Below are 15875 nucleotides of genomic sequence, written 5' to 3' on the forward strand. Positions count from 1 at the left end.
CCAAATTTTAGTCAATATTAATTAATAAAAGTTAAGGCTATCTGAAAAGGAATATCTTTTTAGATAGCCTAGTTTATTAATTATTCACCTTTTCAATAGAGCAGCGTATTTATTTAAAACTTATTGTGCTAAATAAGCAATAATTTCTTTATTCGTCATTTTCATAGATTTTGGTATATCGTCACGATTTGATAGCAGACCAAAATAATGAGTAGTTTCAACATTTTGATAAAGATTATATTGAATATTTATATTTTCATTTGTAAGTTTGTGAATCAATTCTTCATAGAATTCACTTTCTTCCATCATATCTACTGCACATAAATGGAAAATTCCCTTTAATTCATTTTCAAAGATGAAACGCATTTGACGGGCTAATTGTATATCTAATAAAAAATTACATTGTAAATTACTATAAGCCTGTATCGGCATAGCTGATTCAATTTTCGATTTCACATCATTAAAGCGGGGCGAATTCTTTCCCCAAATCCCAGGAATTCTAATTATATTGGCACGATTTCCAAGTGATTCTACTAACATCTTCTCACATCTTATTTTATATTGACCGTAATCTGATTTTGAAATAGGTTCATCATTTTCATTATGATGTTTTGATAAATCGCCATCGAAAACATTTGTAGTCGAGAAATAATAAAGTAAACTTTTTGTGCTTTTTAATTCATTAGCGAGAAGACTATGGAAATTAAATTGCTCTTCAAAATCGCCCCTTAAACTGGAAACAATAATATCTGGCTTAGTTAATTGAAGTATTTCACGTATCACTTCCCCATCCTGCACATTTAATTGAAATTGCTTGTCAAATGCAAGCTCCGTCGCTGTTGAAAAATAAGTACCATATACATCGAAATCATTTAAACATTCCTTCGCTATCGCTTTTCCAACTAAACCACTTGCCCCGAGGATTAATATTCTCTTCAAGATACAGCCTCCTTTTTAAAATACAGCAGTAATAAACGTCACACTTTTTCTTTAATCAAGTAATTGATACTTTGTGTAAATAGTCGTTAATAAGGTAAAGGCTTCTTCAAAATAAGGTTGAATAATGCTTAGCTGTACTAAATCTCTAGCTTGCAAATAACTACTTTCATCATGCAAGTAAATACCGTTCAGCTTTAAATCAATGCCAAAACGGCGCAATTCATACGGCAATGCAAATGTTGCAATCATCGGATAAGCATTTGTTTTATACGCATATTTTTTATAGCATGACCACCCTTCTAGCATTTTCATGCGCTGTGTCAACAGCTCATAGCGTTCAGGATAGTAGCGCAATGCAGCTAACGAGCTATGAAGAAGTGCTGCCGGCAATGTAAACGGTATTTGCCAATTGGCATAGTATGCTAGATTGATATAGAGCGGTGCCTGACTAGGCTGCGGCTGATGATTCGAAAAAACAAAGGATAATCCACTAAGTGCTCCAATTGCCTTACCGCTAACAGCCGTTGCCAAATAAAATGGCGCTAGCGAGAATGGGAATGCACCAAATGAGCTAATACAATCAGCGCAGACGACCACATCATAGCGTGCAGCAATCTTAGCTAGCTGGTCACCATTACACATCCCAGTCGACGTTTCGCCATGTACATAGAGCAGCCATTTATACTCCCCTTGCGCAAGCCTTTCTTCAATGCGTGCTAAATCAAATGGCTCATGCCAAGCGAAGGTTAGCACATCAAACAGCATTTCCTGTTGCTTTGCCTGTTTTGCTAAACGCTCACCAAACTCACCATTTGTTATAATGAATCCTTTACTCTCTGAAAAATCAGACTTTAATTGTGCCAGCATTACTTCATTCGCCAATGTCCCTGTGCCAACAAATGGCGTTACATACTGTGTATGTGCCAATGCTAATAAACGCTGCTGCAGCTCTTGAAACAGCAATTGAAAGGCAAAGGAACGATGCGATAAATCCGTATAGGAAAGCGGCTCTTGCTGGTATACGGGACCCGGATAAAAAGTCAAAGCATGTCGCCTTAAACGCTGACGTAAAGATGCGCTATTTTCTCTCGTTAATACCATTGGTAAAAATAACGCTTCATTTGTTCCCACAGCCTCAGCAAATTGGTGAAAGCCCATTTGTTTATATAGTTTCTCTTCCCTTGTTGTACCGGATATGACACAAGCTGTATATCGACGCTCAAATAAATAATTTGCTAATGCCTGCGCAAGACGAAAAAACACGCGCCCATTACGAAACTGCGTTTTGATTGCTAGCAGTCGGACTTCACATAACTTATCGCAAATTTCATCTGGTAAATATTGTTCTACATCGCCTATTTTACTATCTAACGAGAAGGGGCGTTTATCACGCAGTGCTAGCATACCAATTAACTGTTGCTCTTTATAGACGACAAGATATGTATTATCTGCATGAAATTTATCTACTAGGCGACGTGTTGCATTCGGTTCGTGCTGCGGGATTTCCTCCACGAATGTTGCATAATTTAATGCTGCTATTTGGTCAAATTCTTTTTCAGTTGTCGCTATTTTACACCAGTACATACTAAATCAGCCTTTCTTTTATGTTTTGTCGATGCTGCCATAAAACAATTATAATACTGCAAATAAGCGTTGCAGGTAACACTCCTGTAAAAATAACAATCATACTATATAAAATCAACGCAATACAGAAGCCAAATGTTGCACTTTTTAAAAAATAAGCCGACGCTATAAAACTAAAAATGAATATAGGAAAATAGGAAAAATTCAGTGCAACAAGAGCACCAACAATCGTAGCAACTCCTTTTCCTCCCTTAAAACGAAGCCAGCAGGGATAGAGATGCCCAAGCAATGTACAAAACACCGCCCATGTAATAATCGTGTCTTCAAATTGAGCATAATGTCCAATTAATACAACAATGACACCTTTTAAACCATCACCTACTGCCGTCACGACAAAAGCCTTTTTGCCCAAAACCCTTCCCGCATTACGTGCACCCAAATTCCCGCTGGACTGTCGCTGCAACGAATAACCATACCATTTCCCTACAAACCACGCAGTCATTATTGCGCCTAATAAATAGCTGCCTAATAAATAATAAACAATCATCATCGACTTTTCACTACTTTGGATAATTGCGCTCTACTTCTGTAAATATTACCCATTTTCTTCACATGCTCCGCCCCATTTCTCTCTTTAATCAATTACGTCTTGGCTAACTCTAGTTTGGTTTCAGCTTTAGGCCCATCCGATTATCGTTACGCACCTTAGACTATGTTCCTCTGTGACAATCCCGCCTCCCATCATTTCGTTACTTGCAGAGGTCTTTTATACCTATCGCTTTGCTTTCAATACAAAATCCTGCGGTTACTCGTCGCAAAAAACATGTGCTCCTGCGGTTACTCGTCGCAAAAAACATTGCTGAAAGAAGTTAAACCTCCTTCCCTTAAACGATGGAATTTTCTTATATTTTACATTAATTCATTACCATGTGGAATCAGACTACTTCTATTTTTTCTACTTCACAATAGGCATAACTATAGAACTGTGTCATCCTTTCTCATATGTTAAATATGACTTACTATTTCAGCGAAAAAGGAGGACTCAAAATGGTTAATAGATTTGGGGGCAATCCCCCTAATAGAGGTGGCTACTGGGACAACATGGTTGGCGGTGCATTTGGAGGCAATCAGATGGCAGGAAGAGATGCGCAATTTTTACCAACACAAGTAGGACCAACACAATTCAGTCAACCAATCGTTTCACCAACGCGTCAATTTGTACAAACAAATGTGACAAATACAGTTGTACCGCATGTTCACCCTTCCCACTTAACAGTTGTAAATCGCCAAATGATTAATAATCAACACTACTTCCCACATACACAATCCGTCATGAATGAATGCTTTGAAACGACAACAATGTGTGGTCAGCCATTTAATCCATGCAATCATAGACGTGGCAGACGTTAATAAATAAAAAACGAGAATTGTGTGGGTGCCAGGCACTCACACAATTCTCACACAATTAAGTTCCGCAAAATGTTCTGTAGGTGCAGCTTGTAGCAGGGGGTAATGCTGCATACTTTTCTTGCTCAGTGGTATAAGCAAAAGGCTGTGTCAATACTTCTAACAATTGCTGCAAAGGTAGCAAATTCCCTTCATTAGCAGCGTCTAATGCCTCTTCCACACGATGATTACGCGGGATTATAGCTGGATTATGCTGTCGCATTGTAAGCTGGACAAGCTCAGCTGGTTGCGGTTGTCGCGGTTGTCGCTGTAATCGCTCTTGCCATTTATTTTGCCACTGTTTGAATGTCTCAAGTTGGAACAGCGCATTGTTTTCAAATTGTCCTAAAGTTAAAATGCGAAAAGTATTTGTATAATCAGCTTCATTCACTTCCATCCATTGCAGTAGCTCGTCAATTAACGCAAGGTCTTGTGTTTCCTCTGTTATAAGCCCAAGCTTTAAGCGCATTCCCGCTAACCAGTTAGCTTCATACAATTGAGGAAAGCGTTGAAGTGTCTGCTCAGCAATTTTAATTGCTTGTGCCGAATCAGGGTCCATTAACAATAGCAAGGATTCCGCAAATCGAGCTAAATTCCAAAGTGCCATATTCGGTTGGTTTTGATATGCATAACGACCATTTGCATCAATGGAGCTAAACACTGTTGAAGGTTTATATTGGTCCATAAACGCACACGGTCCATAATCAATCGTCTCACCGCTAATTGTCATATTATCCGTGTTCATCACGCCATGGATAAAGCCTACTAATTGCCATTTTGCAATCAATTCAGCCTGTTTTTCAATAACAGCTTCAAGCAATTTCGTATATCGCTGCTCCTCATTTTGTAGCTCAGGGTAATGGCGCTGTATAGCATAATCTGCTAAAGCCTGAAGCTCCTCCTTCGTGCCCCATCTTGCCGCATATTGAAATGTACCTACGCGCAAATGGCTGCTGGCAACGCGTGTTAGTATAGCTCCTTGCAACGCCTGCTCTCGCATAATCATTTCACCCGTCGTAACAACCGCTAAGCTGCGCGTTGTCGGAATGCCGAGCGCATGCATTGCCTCACTAATAATATATTCACGCAACATCGGCCCTAGCGCCGCACGCCCATCTCCACCGCGCGAAAAAGGCGTTCGCCCAGCACCCTTTAATTGAATATCAACGCGCTCATTGTCTGGTGTTATATGCTCTCCTAAAAGTATAGCTCGTCCATCACCAAGCATATTAAAATGACCAAACTGATGACCTGCATACGCTTGTGCTAAAGGCAAGCTGCCAACAGGCTCCTTATTTCCAGCGAACTCTAGAATTGCTTCTTCACTTTGCAATGACAGTCCATTTAAACCAAGCTTTGAGGCAAGCTGCTCATTGAGAATGACAAGCTTTGGCTTCTGAACAGGATTCAACGCCATCGATGCAAAAAAAGTATGGGGTAGCTGTGCATAGCTGTTATCAAAACACCAGCCACTATTCATAAAATGCCTCCTATCTTATTGTAATAATGCTAAATCGTAAATTGTATAATCACAACGATAAATGAATAAATAACGATCATCAATCAATAAGCCTGTTGCCTTATCAATTTCCGTTGCAAAATAGCTTACATCCTCCCCAACAAATGTTGCAAGTGGTTGCCCTGCTTGTGAACGAATTAATACAATCTTATCCTTCCCTATCGTTGAATTTTTCATATCATTCACCATGCGATTAATAAACGGTACAGAACGATCAAAATTATCAATATCTACAGTTTGTGCATATTCCTCAAAAATATTTGTTAAACCGTCCTCATAAGCTATTAAGCTACTTCCAACATGCAGCATTTGCTTGCCACCAATCGTAATATCAAGCACTGACGATTTTTCAACAGTATTACCTTCAGCATCCTTCATCGCAAATTTATCATCCGCCTTGATACTAACACTTTTTCCTTTGATTTGGTCAATAATTTGACTACTCTCATCATATGTTTGTATCGTAATTTCTCTCCCTATAAATTGCTCCTTTATATTGCCAAAACCCCATTGTAAAAGGTTACAACCCGCTAATGTAAGTATTGAAACACCTAATACGAATACTAAAATAAATTTTTTCATATGTATAACTCTCCCTTGCTTTCTTTACTATTTTTACGGTTCATCTTGTAAATAGTTTCATTTTAAAAACCCCTAAACCGAGAAACAGGGCTTAGGGGAGTACAAAGTTATTTAACTGGAATCCAAATTTCAGATACTAAATCTTCCTTAAATGGGTCTTCATCAGAATATACTTCTAGTTCCGCTGTTCCAGCAGGCTCATATGGATTCGAAGGAAACCATTCAGAATAAATTTTCTTCCAAGCATTTTGCATCGCCTCAGGCATTGGACCAACTACTTCAAACACAACCCATTTTGCTGCTGGAATTTCTAATGTCGCTAAATGCTTCGGTGTCTCGCCGTTAGCAGCAGTAGCAATCCAATAATCAATCATATTACCTGCATCTTTTTGTGGTAAGCAAACACCTAGCACACCTTTAATTTCGCCATTGTTCAGTCTAAATAACTCCGTGTCAGTGCCGTTTTCATTTACTTCATTCCAAAATACCGGAATTCCTTGCAAATTCTCGCCATTTGAACAATTATATGTTCTTTTAATTCCTACAACTTGAAACGCTTCTTTTTCAATAATTTTGTACTTCATCGGTTCTGCTCCCTTCAAACTCACCTGGATAACGAGGCGGTTATATGCTTGTAGTACGCATTGTTTTTTTCTTGCATCACTCGGCGTCACACCGTGTAACTTGCGGAACGCCTTTGTAAATGCTTCAGGAGAATCATAGCCATATTTGTAGGCAAGGTCGATTATTTTTTGTTCTGTCATCAACACTTCCTGTGCTGCCAACGTTAATCTGCGCTTTCTTATATAATCAGCAATTGTCATATCTGTTAATAACGAGAATGTTCGTTGAAAATGATAAACTGAACAATTAGCTTCACGTGCGATTTGCTCTATCGTTATATTTTCTAACAAATGCTCCTCCATATAATGAATCGCCTTTTGAATCGACTCTATCCAACTCATTACGCCCTCACTCCTTGCTTAAAGCATACATCTACCTGTGCTGCCTCGTCCTGTCATTTTATGCCCACAGTGGACAGGTTTGAAAGTTGAAAAATCCTCTTGGTGCGGATTTTCCGTTCTTAACGATGGTTTATTTTTGAGACTTTCCATTAAATACGTTTTAATTCCTTGCATCTTATCAAATGGACCCTCTGATTTATTTAACTAAATATTCAATTTGCATATACCAATACTACACCTTAGAACTCAACCTTCGTTAAATCTCTTTTATAATGTGTAGTTATTATGTATGCATACTCCTGTCCATTATAAGGGTGCTTTATTCCATAGATGTACATATTTCAATATAATGTCCGTCTGGGTCTGCAACGTAAGCAACAGTTTGCCCCCATGGCTTTACTACTGGCTCCTTCACCACTTTTACCCCCTGTGTACGAAGCGTTTCAATTGTTGCCTGTACATCCTCCACCACAAAACCAATTTCAAATGTTTGCGAGGCTGTCAATGCTTCTGGCACTTCCAGTCCTATTTCCTCATTAACTGACTGACGTGTATTAAACGATAACGTTGTTTGTCCCGTATCAAATTCAACATACGTTCCTTGTTGCATTTTGACAGACAACCCTAAAATATTTTGATAAAAATGCATTGTTTTCTCTAAATCATTTACATACAGAATGATATACTTCATTGCTAATTTCATTTTTTCCCCACCCCTTAAAAATTTCAACTATTATTATAACATTCTGAAAGTATCGTTTCCATCTCACTTGAGAAATAGCAAATTGGAATGAGCTGTTATTTTTGGTATTGACTAATATTTTTTAAACACTAATAATTAGACAGAGAAATAGAAGGAGCTATGATAGTTCATGTTAAAAAAAGTAAGCTATTTTATCCTATTTTTTATATTGCTATTTGCAATCAATTTAAGTGAAGGAGAAGCAAGCGAAGTCAATTATATTACGATAAAAGAGGACGATGTACCTGTTTTTAACAATATAACGAGCAGAGCGTCTGTCGGCTTTTTGAAAATACATCAAACTTATAAAGTAAATAGCGAAGAGCAAAACTATTGGAAAATAAACTTCGGAAATGGAGTCGGCTATGTAGCTAAAAATCATGCAACAGCGACTTCAAAAAAGGAAAAAGTATCAAAGGAATATAAATCGAAGAAAATTATTATTATAAATGAAAACACGACTGTTTATGAAAAAGCCTCACCTAAAGCGAAGTCAATTGCTGTCATTGCAAAAAATCAACGCTATCCAATCGTCTCGAATCATTATTTTAATTGGTATAAAGTGAAAATCGGTGGAAAAATCGGTTATATTCATAAAGAAAATACTGAAAAGGATAAGGGCATCCCCGTCCTCATGTACCATCATTTACTGCCTGATGCCCTAAACAAAAAGTTTCGTGATATATCTGCAGTAACTTCTGTTGAAAATTTTGAAGCACAAATGAAATGGCTATCCGACAACGGCTATCAAACCATTTTATTACAGGATTTAGAGCAATTTTTAAATAAAGAAATAAATTTACCTGGGAAAGTCGTAGCGATTACATTTGATGATGGACTAAAATCCAATTATCTATATGGGCACCCTATTTTAAAGAAGTATCATTTCCAAGCTACTGAGTTTTTAATTACAAGCAGAATTCATCTTGACAAAACACCAGACTTCACCCCTGATGCCATTCAAACTTTAAGCATAACCGAAGTCGAGGCAATGAAGGACATATTCGACCTTCAAAGTCACACACATAATTTACATGCGGCGGAAAACGGAAAAAGCCATGTCCTGCTCAAAAGCTATGAAGAAGTAAAAAATGATTTCCAAATGAATATCGATATGATTGATTCACAATATATGGCCTACCCATTCGGTCAGCACAAAAGGCAAACAATTAAAATTTTGAAAGAACTCGATATGAAAATGGCCTTTACAATCAAAAAAGGAAAGGTCAAAATCGGTGATAACCCTTATAAATTAAAACGGCTAGCTGTCAATTACGACCATACATTAGAGGAATTCATTGAATTAGTGGAAAACTAGCCTACTAACGAAAAACTGCGTGAAAACCTCCAAATTAGAGGGCTTCACGCAGTTTTTCGTTGACAGTGCAAATTTAATCAAAATAAAAAGCCGCATTACTGCGACCGATTTCGATTTACTATATATTCATTTTTTAAAATTAAAGGCGCAGATTCCTTTGGAATCTTTTGCGCCCTAAAAAATGATGGCTAACCAACCATCATTTTTATTATTGCCAATAGGAATAAATTTATTCAAAAAAGATGGTTGTCATGTATAGAGGTTAATGCACTAACGACATACTGCTGCCAGCATAATCGGCATTGTGCTTAATGCTCAGTTAATGCAAAGTATTAACAATCATAAATTAAAATACCTCCCATATTTTTAGCATATAATCTAATATCAATAAAAAAGGAGGTGTAGCTATATGTTTAAACTTGGTAATTTTTTGATTGTATCAGGCATATTACTTATACTTTTATCTGCAATAGGAAGTTTCTTAAGTTTTTTACCTGAAATAATAAATGGTTACTATTTATCAAGTGCTGGTGCAACTTTCACTGTTGCAGGAATAACCATTAATAAAAGATATCCACTTAATAGAAGGTAATCAGATAGAAAACAGCTAATTAATTACCTAGCTGAAACCCAAGTGCTGTCAACATTTCTATACCTCAATTACTGCACATTTTTGTACATATTAGATTCAGCCAACAATAAAATTCATATCGTCACCCTTCTTTCCTTAAACACATAGGATACATTTAAGGCTATTTATCACTATGAAAGAAAAGGGGATATTGATAAGAATGGTTAAAAATAATCCACAACAACCTTCAGATATAACAGATATTCAGATAGCTAGACTTGCATATATCGGCGCTTCAATTGCAACATTGGGCGACGCCCTTTCTGCTGTTGCAGCAGGTTTAGCATTAAATGCTTTAGAAAAATCAAGTAACCAAAATCCTCAAAATCAAAATAGTGACCAATCTAAAGATGTAGAGGACTTACAAAAACAGATAGACTATTTAATAAATGAATTAAAACAAGTAAAAAAAATGATGCGATATTGACCAATTAATTGGTCAATTTTGTTATTTTCTGACCTGTCATACTGCGGATTTTGATTCAAGAATAAATACTTAATAATTTCTCATACTAACTTTAATAACCGAGTGAGGATGTGATTGATTTGGTAAAAACAAAGTTCGCAGCTCTTGAACCTGAGCAACTTAATGAAATAAAACATCTGGAAGAAAAATTAGAAGTAACATTAATTGCTTATGACCTCTATGAAACTGAAGGGCAAACACAGCAAGGAAATGATTCCGGCGTCATTAACCCATCGTAAAGCTTGCCTTTTAGTAATGTTTGAGTTCTTTGGATTCAAACATTTTTTCTTTTTAAAGCAATTTTCATTGTGCTTAGTAAAACCCCACATAAACAATTACATTTGGTATATAAGTTCTCATACTCTGCTCGTAGTTCAGCGATATTATACAATCTCTCACCTGCCTTTAAACTTGTTAAATGAACCGTGCATTAAAATTAATTAGTGAAGCAATGAAATATTAGCAGTAACCGAAGCTGAGTTACCCTTGGCTAAAGGAATAGAATTCAATATAAAAGGGCGTTCTTTCGCAGACTATTTCGAGGAATGGGTAAAAACGTAAAATCTCAATATGGTTGATAGTGTGAATCGTGTACTAGCATATTACCTATGCAAAAGCTAAATACGCACATAAGGGCATGTGTAAGGGACACAAAATAATAATTGATAAACAATAGTTTAAAAATTAATTCTGGCACAGCCTGTAACACCACACGATTTACTATTTTATCATCCGAACAGTGTAGGCTGCATAGAACGAATAAAGTGCTCACAGGCATTTTAAATAGGCTAGAAAGATGCATGGCTTACGATATACACATGCGAGTGTACTACTTTATAAAGGAGCAAATATTCACTCTGTATCAAAACGGCTCGGACACGCTGATATTCAAACAACATTAAATCATTATTCTCACGTATTAAAAGAAATGGAACAACGTGACGAATTAATCGCGGTGAATGTCTATGTACAATAAGCTTTTAAGGATGTTTACCTTGTATACATTTTGTATACCTAAATTCAAAACTCTACCGTTTTCTATCGTATTCCAAGAAAAGTAAAAGACGTTAGAAACATTGATATATCAATATTTCTAACGTCTTTATTCTCACACTCTCACATGTGATTTTTACTAAAAAACGTCCCCAGTAGGATTCGAACCTACGACCGCGAGCTTAGAAGGCCCGTGCTCTATCCAGCTGAGCTATGGAGACAATTGCTTTAATAACATACATAACTGGTATTAAAGACAATATTTATTATATGAATAAAGCATCGTAAAGTCAATATAATTTTTAAAATTATTGCTGTTCAAATTGTACTGTTTCGAATAATTCAGCTTGGCGGGTAAAACATTCTATGATGTACTTTGTGTGTTCCTTTCTCAGAACGACATAGCTTTGCTCGCGGCGCCCTCTCGGCATTAATAAGCTGCCCGGGTTGATGTAGAGAATGCCATCAATCATCTCGGCACCAAGCAAATGGGAATGTCCGAAGCAACAAATCGTCGCACCAAGCTCTTTCGCACGATATGTTAAGTTTAATAATGACGATTTGACTTGGAATAGATGACCATGTGTGACGAAAATTTTTACATCCCCATGTGATACTACTTGCTCATCAGGAAAGCGAGTGTCCGTATGGTCACAATTGCCACGCACCCGAATCATCCCTGCCAAATGAGGGTGCTCATATGAAAGTTCGCTATCTCCACAGTGGATTAGTACATCAATATCTTCATGTTGGTTGCGTACATGACGAATTACCTCTGCATCCCCATGCGTGTCGCTCATTACTAGTATTTTCATATTTACTGCCCCCTCTTTATTGCAATAAAGTGCTTCTTCAGCTCGTGAGGTTTGTGTATATTCCCCTCGGATTATTAATATAAGATTAAATTAACGTTGGAAGTGCGTCTGCTAATTTGCGAATGGCGTTGCCACGATGTGAAATGGCGCCTTTTTCCTCTGGTGAAAGCTCTGCCATTGAGCGCTGTAAATGAGGCACGTAAAAAATTGGATCATAGCCGAATCCGTTTGTACCGCGCTTCTCTTGTAAAATATAGCCCTCGCATGTGCCAAATACTGTATATGTTTCTAATTTAGGCCCTGCAACTGCCAATGCGCAGCAAAAACGTGCTGTCCGTTGTTCCTCAGGCACACCTTGAAGCTTTTCTAACACTTTAACAATATTCGCCTCATCATCGTGATCTCCTGCATAACGCGCTGAATAGACGCCTGGTTCTCCGTTTAATACATCAATTGCTAAACCGCTGTCATCTGCGATTACAAGCATTTGAAGTGACTCGGCTAAAGCCTCCGCCTTTAATATTGCATTTTCTTCAAATGTTGTGCCAGTTTCTTCGATTTCCATGTGTGGCGCAACATCAAACATTGTGACTACCTCATAGCCGAGCGGTGTAAATAACGCTTCAAAATCTTTTGCTTTGCCTTTATTTTTTGTTGCAATTACTACTTGCTTTGTCATCGTTATTGCGCTTCCTTTCTGTTATCAATCAATGTAGCGATAGGACCGAGTGCTTGCTTTTGCTGTAGGATAAGCTCCTTAATACCCATCTCACCTAATGCTAATAATTCATTCAATTCAGCACGGGAGAATGTTGCTTCCTCACCTGTACCTTGCACTTCCACGAAGCGTCCTGCACCTGTCATAACGATATTCATATCGACCATTGCAGCGACGTCCTCGACATAGTTTAAGTCTACTACAGCGCCAATCTCCTCGACAATTCCAACACTTGTTGCAGCTAAATAATCGATGATTGGGAATGTTTCAAACGGTTTTTCTTCTGCAAATTTGGCAATCGCTTGTGCCATCGCCACAAAAGCACCTGTGATGGATGCTGTACGTGTGCCGCCATCCGCCTGAATTACATCACAATCAATCCATATTGTTTTTTCACCTAATGCTTGTAAATCGACGACAGCACGCAATGCACGCCCGATTAGACGCTGTATTTCCATCGTGCGACCATTTACCTTACCACGCGCTGATTCACGCTGTGTGCGCTGCGCTGTGGCTCTGGGCAGCATTGAATATTCTGCTGTAATCCAGCCCTTCCCCTGCCCTCTTAAAAAGCCCGGTACTTTGTCTTCTATTGTCGCTGTACAAATGACTTTTGTATTCCCTACAGTAATTAGTACAGAGCCTTCTGGATGTATTAAATAATTTGTATCAATATGGACTTGGCGTAGCTCATCTACCGCCCTTTCATCATATCTAATCATGAAAATCCTCCTTTTCTTACGCGCACTAATCTTACCATATATTATGTAGTCAAAAAAAGTAGTAAGTGGTACGAAATATTATACTAACATGAAAAAGAAAAAGCCGCAGGAAAGAAACCGTCTAAAATGATTTTTCAGACAGTTACTTCCTAACAGCTTAACTTATTAAAATGTAATGCGCTCGATTGATAAGTTTTCCTTCTCTAGCCAGCGTTCAGCTATTGAGCGGAAAATAGGCACAGACCCTGACGCAAAAAAAACATGCCGTGGCGTCATTTCATTTGTGCGCAATTGATGATGATAAGATAAAGTTTCCCACACATGACAAGCAGTTTCTTCCGCTGAAGAAACAACATGTATGCCCGCTCCTATAGCGGCTTCAATTTGCTTTTGAATGATAGGGTAATGTGTACAGCCTAAAATGACTGTGTCAAAGCTTGAGTCTTTAATTGGCTTCAGACCATCCGCCACTAAATTAAAAGAAAATTGGCCTTCATATTCCCCACTTTCCACAAGTGGAACAAATGTCGGGCAAGCGAGCGGAAGCACCTTCACCTTTGTTGATAGCGAGTATAGTGCTTTTTCATATGCAGCGCTTTTTATTGTACCTTCTGTAGCGAGTACAACAACCTCATTACGCTTTGTTTTTTTGATTGCAGCACGTGCACCTGCGTTGATTACGCCGATAACAGGTATCGACATTTTTCTTTGCAAGCTCTCCAAAGATACCGCCGACGCTGTATTACAAGCAACAACAAGCATTTTAATGTTCATTTTTTCTAAAGCTTTCGCCATTTGCCACGTAAATTGGCGTACTTCTTGCTCTGTCCGTGGTCCATATGGGCATCTAGCAGTATCACCAATATAGTATATGATTTCATTCGGAAGCAGTTTCATGATAGCTTTAGCTACCGTTAATCCACCGACACCCGAATCAATTACACCTATAGGGGCATCCATATAAACCGCCTCAATCCTATTTCATTTGTACATGTAATTTCTTTAAAAGTCGTACTAAATCAGTTGCTTCTTCGACATCAAAATCATCCATAATATTTCGTAAATAGTGTCGTCGTTGCTCGATTACTTCTTGAATGATACGCTCTCCCTCAGGCAGTAAATGAATGCGTACAACACGTCGATCCTGTTCATCACGAACACGCTGTACAAGTTTTGTTTTTTCCATTCTATCCACTAAATCTGTCGTCGTACTAAAAGCTAAATACATTTTGGTTGATAAGTCACCAATTGTCATATCGCCTGCTTCTTGCAACCATTGTAGCGCTACAAATTGCGGAGGTGTTATTGTATAGTTACTTAAAATTTCGCGACCTTTTTGTTTAACTAAGTGTGAAATAAATCGCAGTTCTTTTTCTATGGTAGCTATAGAATCAGCACTATGTTTTTCGTTATTTTGCATTTTCTAAGATCACTCCTAACAACAATTCATAGCTCTATTTTGAGGTTTTTTTTAAAAAATAGCAAGCTTACGTTCCATTTAACTTTAATTCTTGTAGTCGTAATAATTCGATTAATGCTTGAGTTCTACTTGAAACACCTAATTTTTGTATTGTATTGGAAATATGATTGCGAACAGTTTTTTCGCTAATGCCAAGTTTTTCCGAAATTTCCTTTGTTGAGTAGTCTTCGATTAGTAATTGGAATATTTCACGCTCTCGTTTCGTTAATAACAAGCGCGATTGTGAGTTCCCCATATTATACACCCTCCTATCCTGTTCTTTGTAAAATATGTGAATAGGAGCATTACGGTGAGGGCGATTTCACTACTTCGCAAGCATTAGTTGTTTTGTCTGCTCTGACCAGCCTTGCGCTTTCCCTGTTTCACGATTTATTTGCACAATTGTGCCTCGTCCCGTAAAAACAGGGAAATTTTTTTCATTTTTTGCAAGATAGTGAATATCAACAGAGCTAGAGCCGATTTTTGCTGCTTTTACGAAAATTTGCAAGCGTTCATCAAAAAACACTTGTTGCAAAAAATCGCATTGCAAATCTGCAACGACAGGAATAGTTTCACTGTTTGGTGATATCCAATCCGTCATTAAACCAAGCGATTTTAAAAATTCGATACGTGCCATTTCAAAATAAGTAAACGGTACTGTATTATTTAGGTGCCCGTACATATCGGTTTCACTAAAGCGTACTTTCACCTCAATCGAGAATTGAAATTCTGCCATCCACTGTTCTGTATTTTCAATATATGCTGCGCGCATAAAAAATCCCCCTTAACCCTTATAATGAATACTCATTCATTATAACATATAGAGATTGGAGAATTCACGTATTGACTTAGCTTACGTTTATAGAATTGATTGGCGATTCAGTTAGAAACAGCGTCAGCTTCGCATCTATTGACTTCAGTTACTACTAAAATTCACCAGTGGAACTTCATAGTGAAAATAAGTATCGCTTCTAAT

20 protein-coding genes and 1 tRNA gene are annotated in these 15875 nt (G+C 37.7%); 6 read left to right on the top strand and 15 right to left on the bottom strand.

Annotation, left to right across the window (positions count from 1 at the left end; translation table 11 throughout):
* Window positions 1-120: 120 nt before the first annotated feature.
* Genes C9J36_RS09365 through C9J36_RS09375 form a run of 3 tightly spaced genes read right to left on the bottom strand, consistent with a single transcriptional unit; the run spans window position 121 to window position 3073 of the window.
* Window positions 121-939: a sugar nucleotide-binding protein gene (locus tag C9J36_RS09365; RefSeq protein ID WP_161956398.1), complete on the bottom strand. Its 819-nt coding sequence runs from the start codon at window positions 937-939 to the stop codon at window positions 121-123.
* 51 nt (window positions 940-990) lie between these two features.
* Complete coding sequence (locus C9J36_RS09370) at window positions 991-2523, bottom strand: aminotransferase class V-fold PLP-dependent enzyme (protein ID WP_107942914.1); 1533 nt, start codon at window positions 2521-2523, stop codon at window positions 991-993.
* Between the two features lies 1 nt (window position 2524).
* Entirely contained in the window at window positions 2525-3073 is a 549-nt protein-coding gene (locus tag C9J36_RS09375; RefSeq protein ID WP_235616027.1) for a glycerol-3-phosphate acyltransferase, read from the bottom strand.
* Window positions 3074-3570: 497 nt separating this feature from the next.
* Between C9J36_RS09375 and C9J36_RS09380 the strand changes: the two genes are divergently transcribed.
* Window positions 3571-3933 (top strand): CotD family spore coat protein, encoded by a 363-nt coding sequence (locus tag C9J36_RS09380; protein WP_342472247.1) that lies wholly within the window; start codon window positions 3571-3573, stop codon window positions 3931-3933.
* Between the two features lie 55 nt (window positions 3934-3988).
* Here C9J36_RS09380 and C9J36_RS09385 read toward each other — a convergent pair whose 3' ends face one another.
* From C9J36_RS09385 to C9J36_RS09400, 4 genes are all read right to left on the bottom strand, one after another.
* The gene (locus C9J36_RS09385; RefSeq protein WP_107942915.1) at window positions 3989-5449 is read right to left on the bottom strand and encodes a protein adenylyltransferase SelO; all 1461 of its coding nucleotides are present in this window, start codon (window positions 5447-5449) and stop codon (window positions 3989-3991) included.
* A gap of 15 nt (window positions 5450-5464) precedes the next feature.
* Complete coding sequence (locus C9J36_RS09390) at window positions 5465-6070, bottom strand: DUF5052 family protein (RefSeq protein WP_107942916.1); 606 nt, start codon at window positions 6068-6070, stop codon at window positions 5465-5467.
* 107 nt (window positions 6071-6177) lie between these two features.
* On the bottom strand, window positions 6178-7035 hold the full coding sequence (locus C9J36_RS09395; protein ID WP_107942917.1) for an AraC family transcriptional regulator: 858 nt from the start codon (window positions 7033-7035) through the stop codon (window positions 6178-6180).
* A gap of 319 nt (window positions 7036-7354) precedes the next feature.
* On the bottom strand, window positions 7355-7738 hold the full coding sequence (locus C9J36_RS09400) for a VOC family protein (RefSeq protein WP_107942918.1): 384 nt from the start codon (window positions 7736-7738) through the stop codon (window positions 7355-7357).
* A gap of 169 nt (window positions 7739-7907) precedes the next feature.
* Here C9J36_RS09400 and C9J36_RS09405 point away from each other — a divergent pair, with 169 nt between their 5' ends.
* From C9J36_RS09405 to C9J36_RS17395, 5 genes are all read left to right on the top strand, one after another.
* A complete protein-coding gene (locus tag C9J36_RS09405; RefSeq protein ID WP_107942919.1) occupies window positions 7908-9095 on the top strand; it encodes a polysaccharide deacetylase family protein in 1188 nt (395 codons plus the stop codon).
* A gap of 409 nt (window positions 9096-9504) precedes the next feature.
* On the top strand, window positions 9505-9687 hold the full coding sequence (locus C9J36_RS09410) for a hypothetical protein (protein WP_066162314.1): 183 nt from the start codon (window positions 9505-9507) through the stop codon (window positions 9685-9687).
* A 199-nt stretch (window positions 9688-9886) separates the two neighbouring features.
* Window positions 9887-10153: a translation initiation factor 2 gene (locus C9J36_RS09415; RefSeq protein WP_066162311.1), complete on the top strand. Its 267-nt coding sequence runs from the start codon at window positions 9887-9889 to the stop codon at window positions 10151-10153.
* 119 nt (window positions 10154-10272) lie between these two features.
* The gene (locus C9J36_RS09420) at window positions 10273-10431 is read left to right on the top strand and encodes a uroporphyrinogen-III decarboxylase (protein ID WP_107942920.1); all 159 of its coding nucleotides are present in this window, start codon (window positions 10273-10275) and stop codon (window positions 10429-10431) included.
* Window positions 10432-10988: 557 nt separating this feature from the next.
* On the top strand, window positions 10989-11168 hold the full coding sequence (locus C9J36_RS17395) for a tyrosine-type recombinase/integrase (protein ID WP_201261904.1): 180 nt from the start codon (window positions 10989-10991) through the stop codon (window positions 11166-11168).
* Window positions 11169-11332: 164 nt separating this feature from the next.
* Here the strand turns inward: C9J36_RS17395 and C9J36_RS09430 are convergent.
* From C9J36_RS09430 to C9J36_RS09465, 8 genes are all read right to left on the bottom strand, one after another.
* Window positions 11333-11406 (bottom strand) — tRNA-Arg (locus C9J36_RS09430).
* Between the two features lie 87 nt (window positions 11407-11493).
* On the bottom strand, window positions 11494-12000 hold the full coding sequence (locus tag C9J36_RS09435) for a metallophosphoesterase family protein (protein ID WP_107942921.1): 507 nt from the start codon (window positions 11998-12000) through the stop codon (window positions 11494-11496).
* An 85-nt stretch (window positions 12001-12085) separates the two neighbouring features.
* Window positions 12086-12679: an XTP/dITP diphosphatase gene (locus C9J36_RS09440; protein ID WP_107942922.1), complete on the bottom strand. Its 594-nt coding sequence runs from the start codon at window positions 12677-12679 to the stop codon at window positions 12086-12088.
* A 2-nt stretch (window positions 12680-12681) separates the two neighbouring features.
* On the bottom strand, window positions 12682-13440 hold the full coding sequence (gene rph, locus C9J36_RS09445) for a ribonuclease PH (protein ID WP_066162302.1): 759 nt from the start codon (window positions 13438-13440) through the stop codon (window positions 12682-12684).
* Window positions 13441-13605: 165 nt separating this feature from the next.
* Entirely contained in the window at window positions 13606-14400 is a 795-nt protein-coding gene (gene racE, locus C9J36_RS09450; RefSeq protein WP_107942923.1) for a glutamate racemase, read from the bottom strand.
* Window positions 14401-14416: 16 nt separating this feature from the next.
* On the bottom strand, window positions 14417-14860 hold the full coding sequence (locus C9J36_RS09455; RefSeq protein ID WP_066162296.1) for a MarR family winged helix-turn-helix transcriptional regulator: 444 nt from the start codon (window positions 14858-14860) through the stop codon (window positions 14417-14419).
* A 67-nt stretch (window positions 14861-14927) separates the two neighbouring features.
* Window positions 14928-15155, bottom strand: coding sequence for a helix-turn-helix domain-containing protein (locus tag C9J36_RS09460; RefSeq protein WP_042474889.1), 228 nt, complete (start codon window positions 15153-15155; stop codon window positions 14928-14930).
* 69 nt (window positions 15156-15224) lie between these two features.
* On the bottom strand, window positions 15225-15671 hold the full coding sequence (locus C9J36_RS09465) for an acyl-CoA thioesterase (RefSeq protein ID WP_107942924.1): 447 nt from the start codon (window positions 15669-15671) through the stop codon (window positions 15225-15227).
* Window positions 15672-15875 lie beyond the last annotated feature (204 nt).

It is taken from the genome of Metasolibacillus fluoroglycofenilyticus (genome assembly GCF_003049645.1).
Classification (GTDB): domain Bacteria; phylum Bacillota; class Bacilli; order Bacillales_A; family Planococcaceae; genus Metasolibacillus; species Metasolibacillus fluoroglycofenilyticus.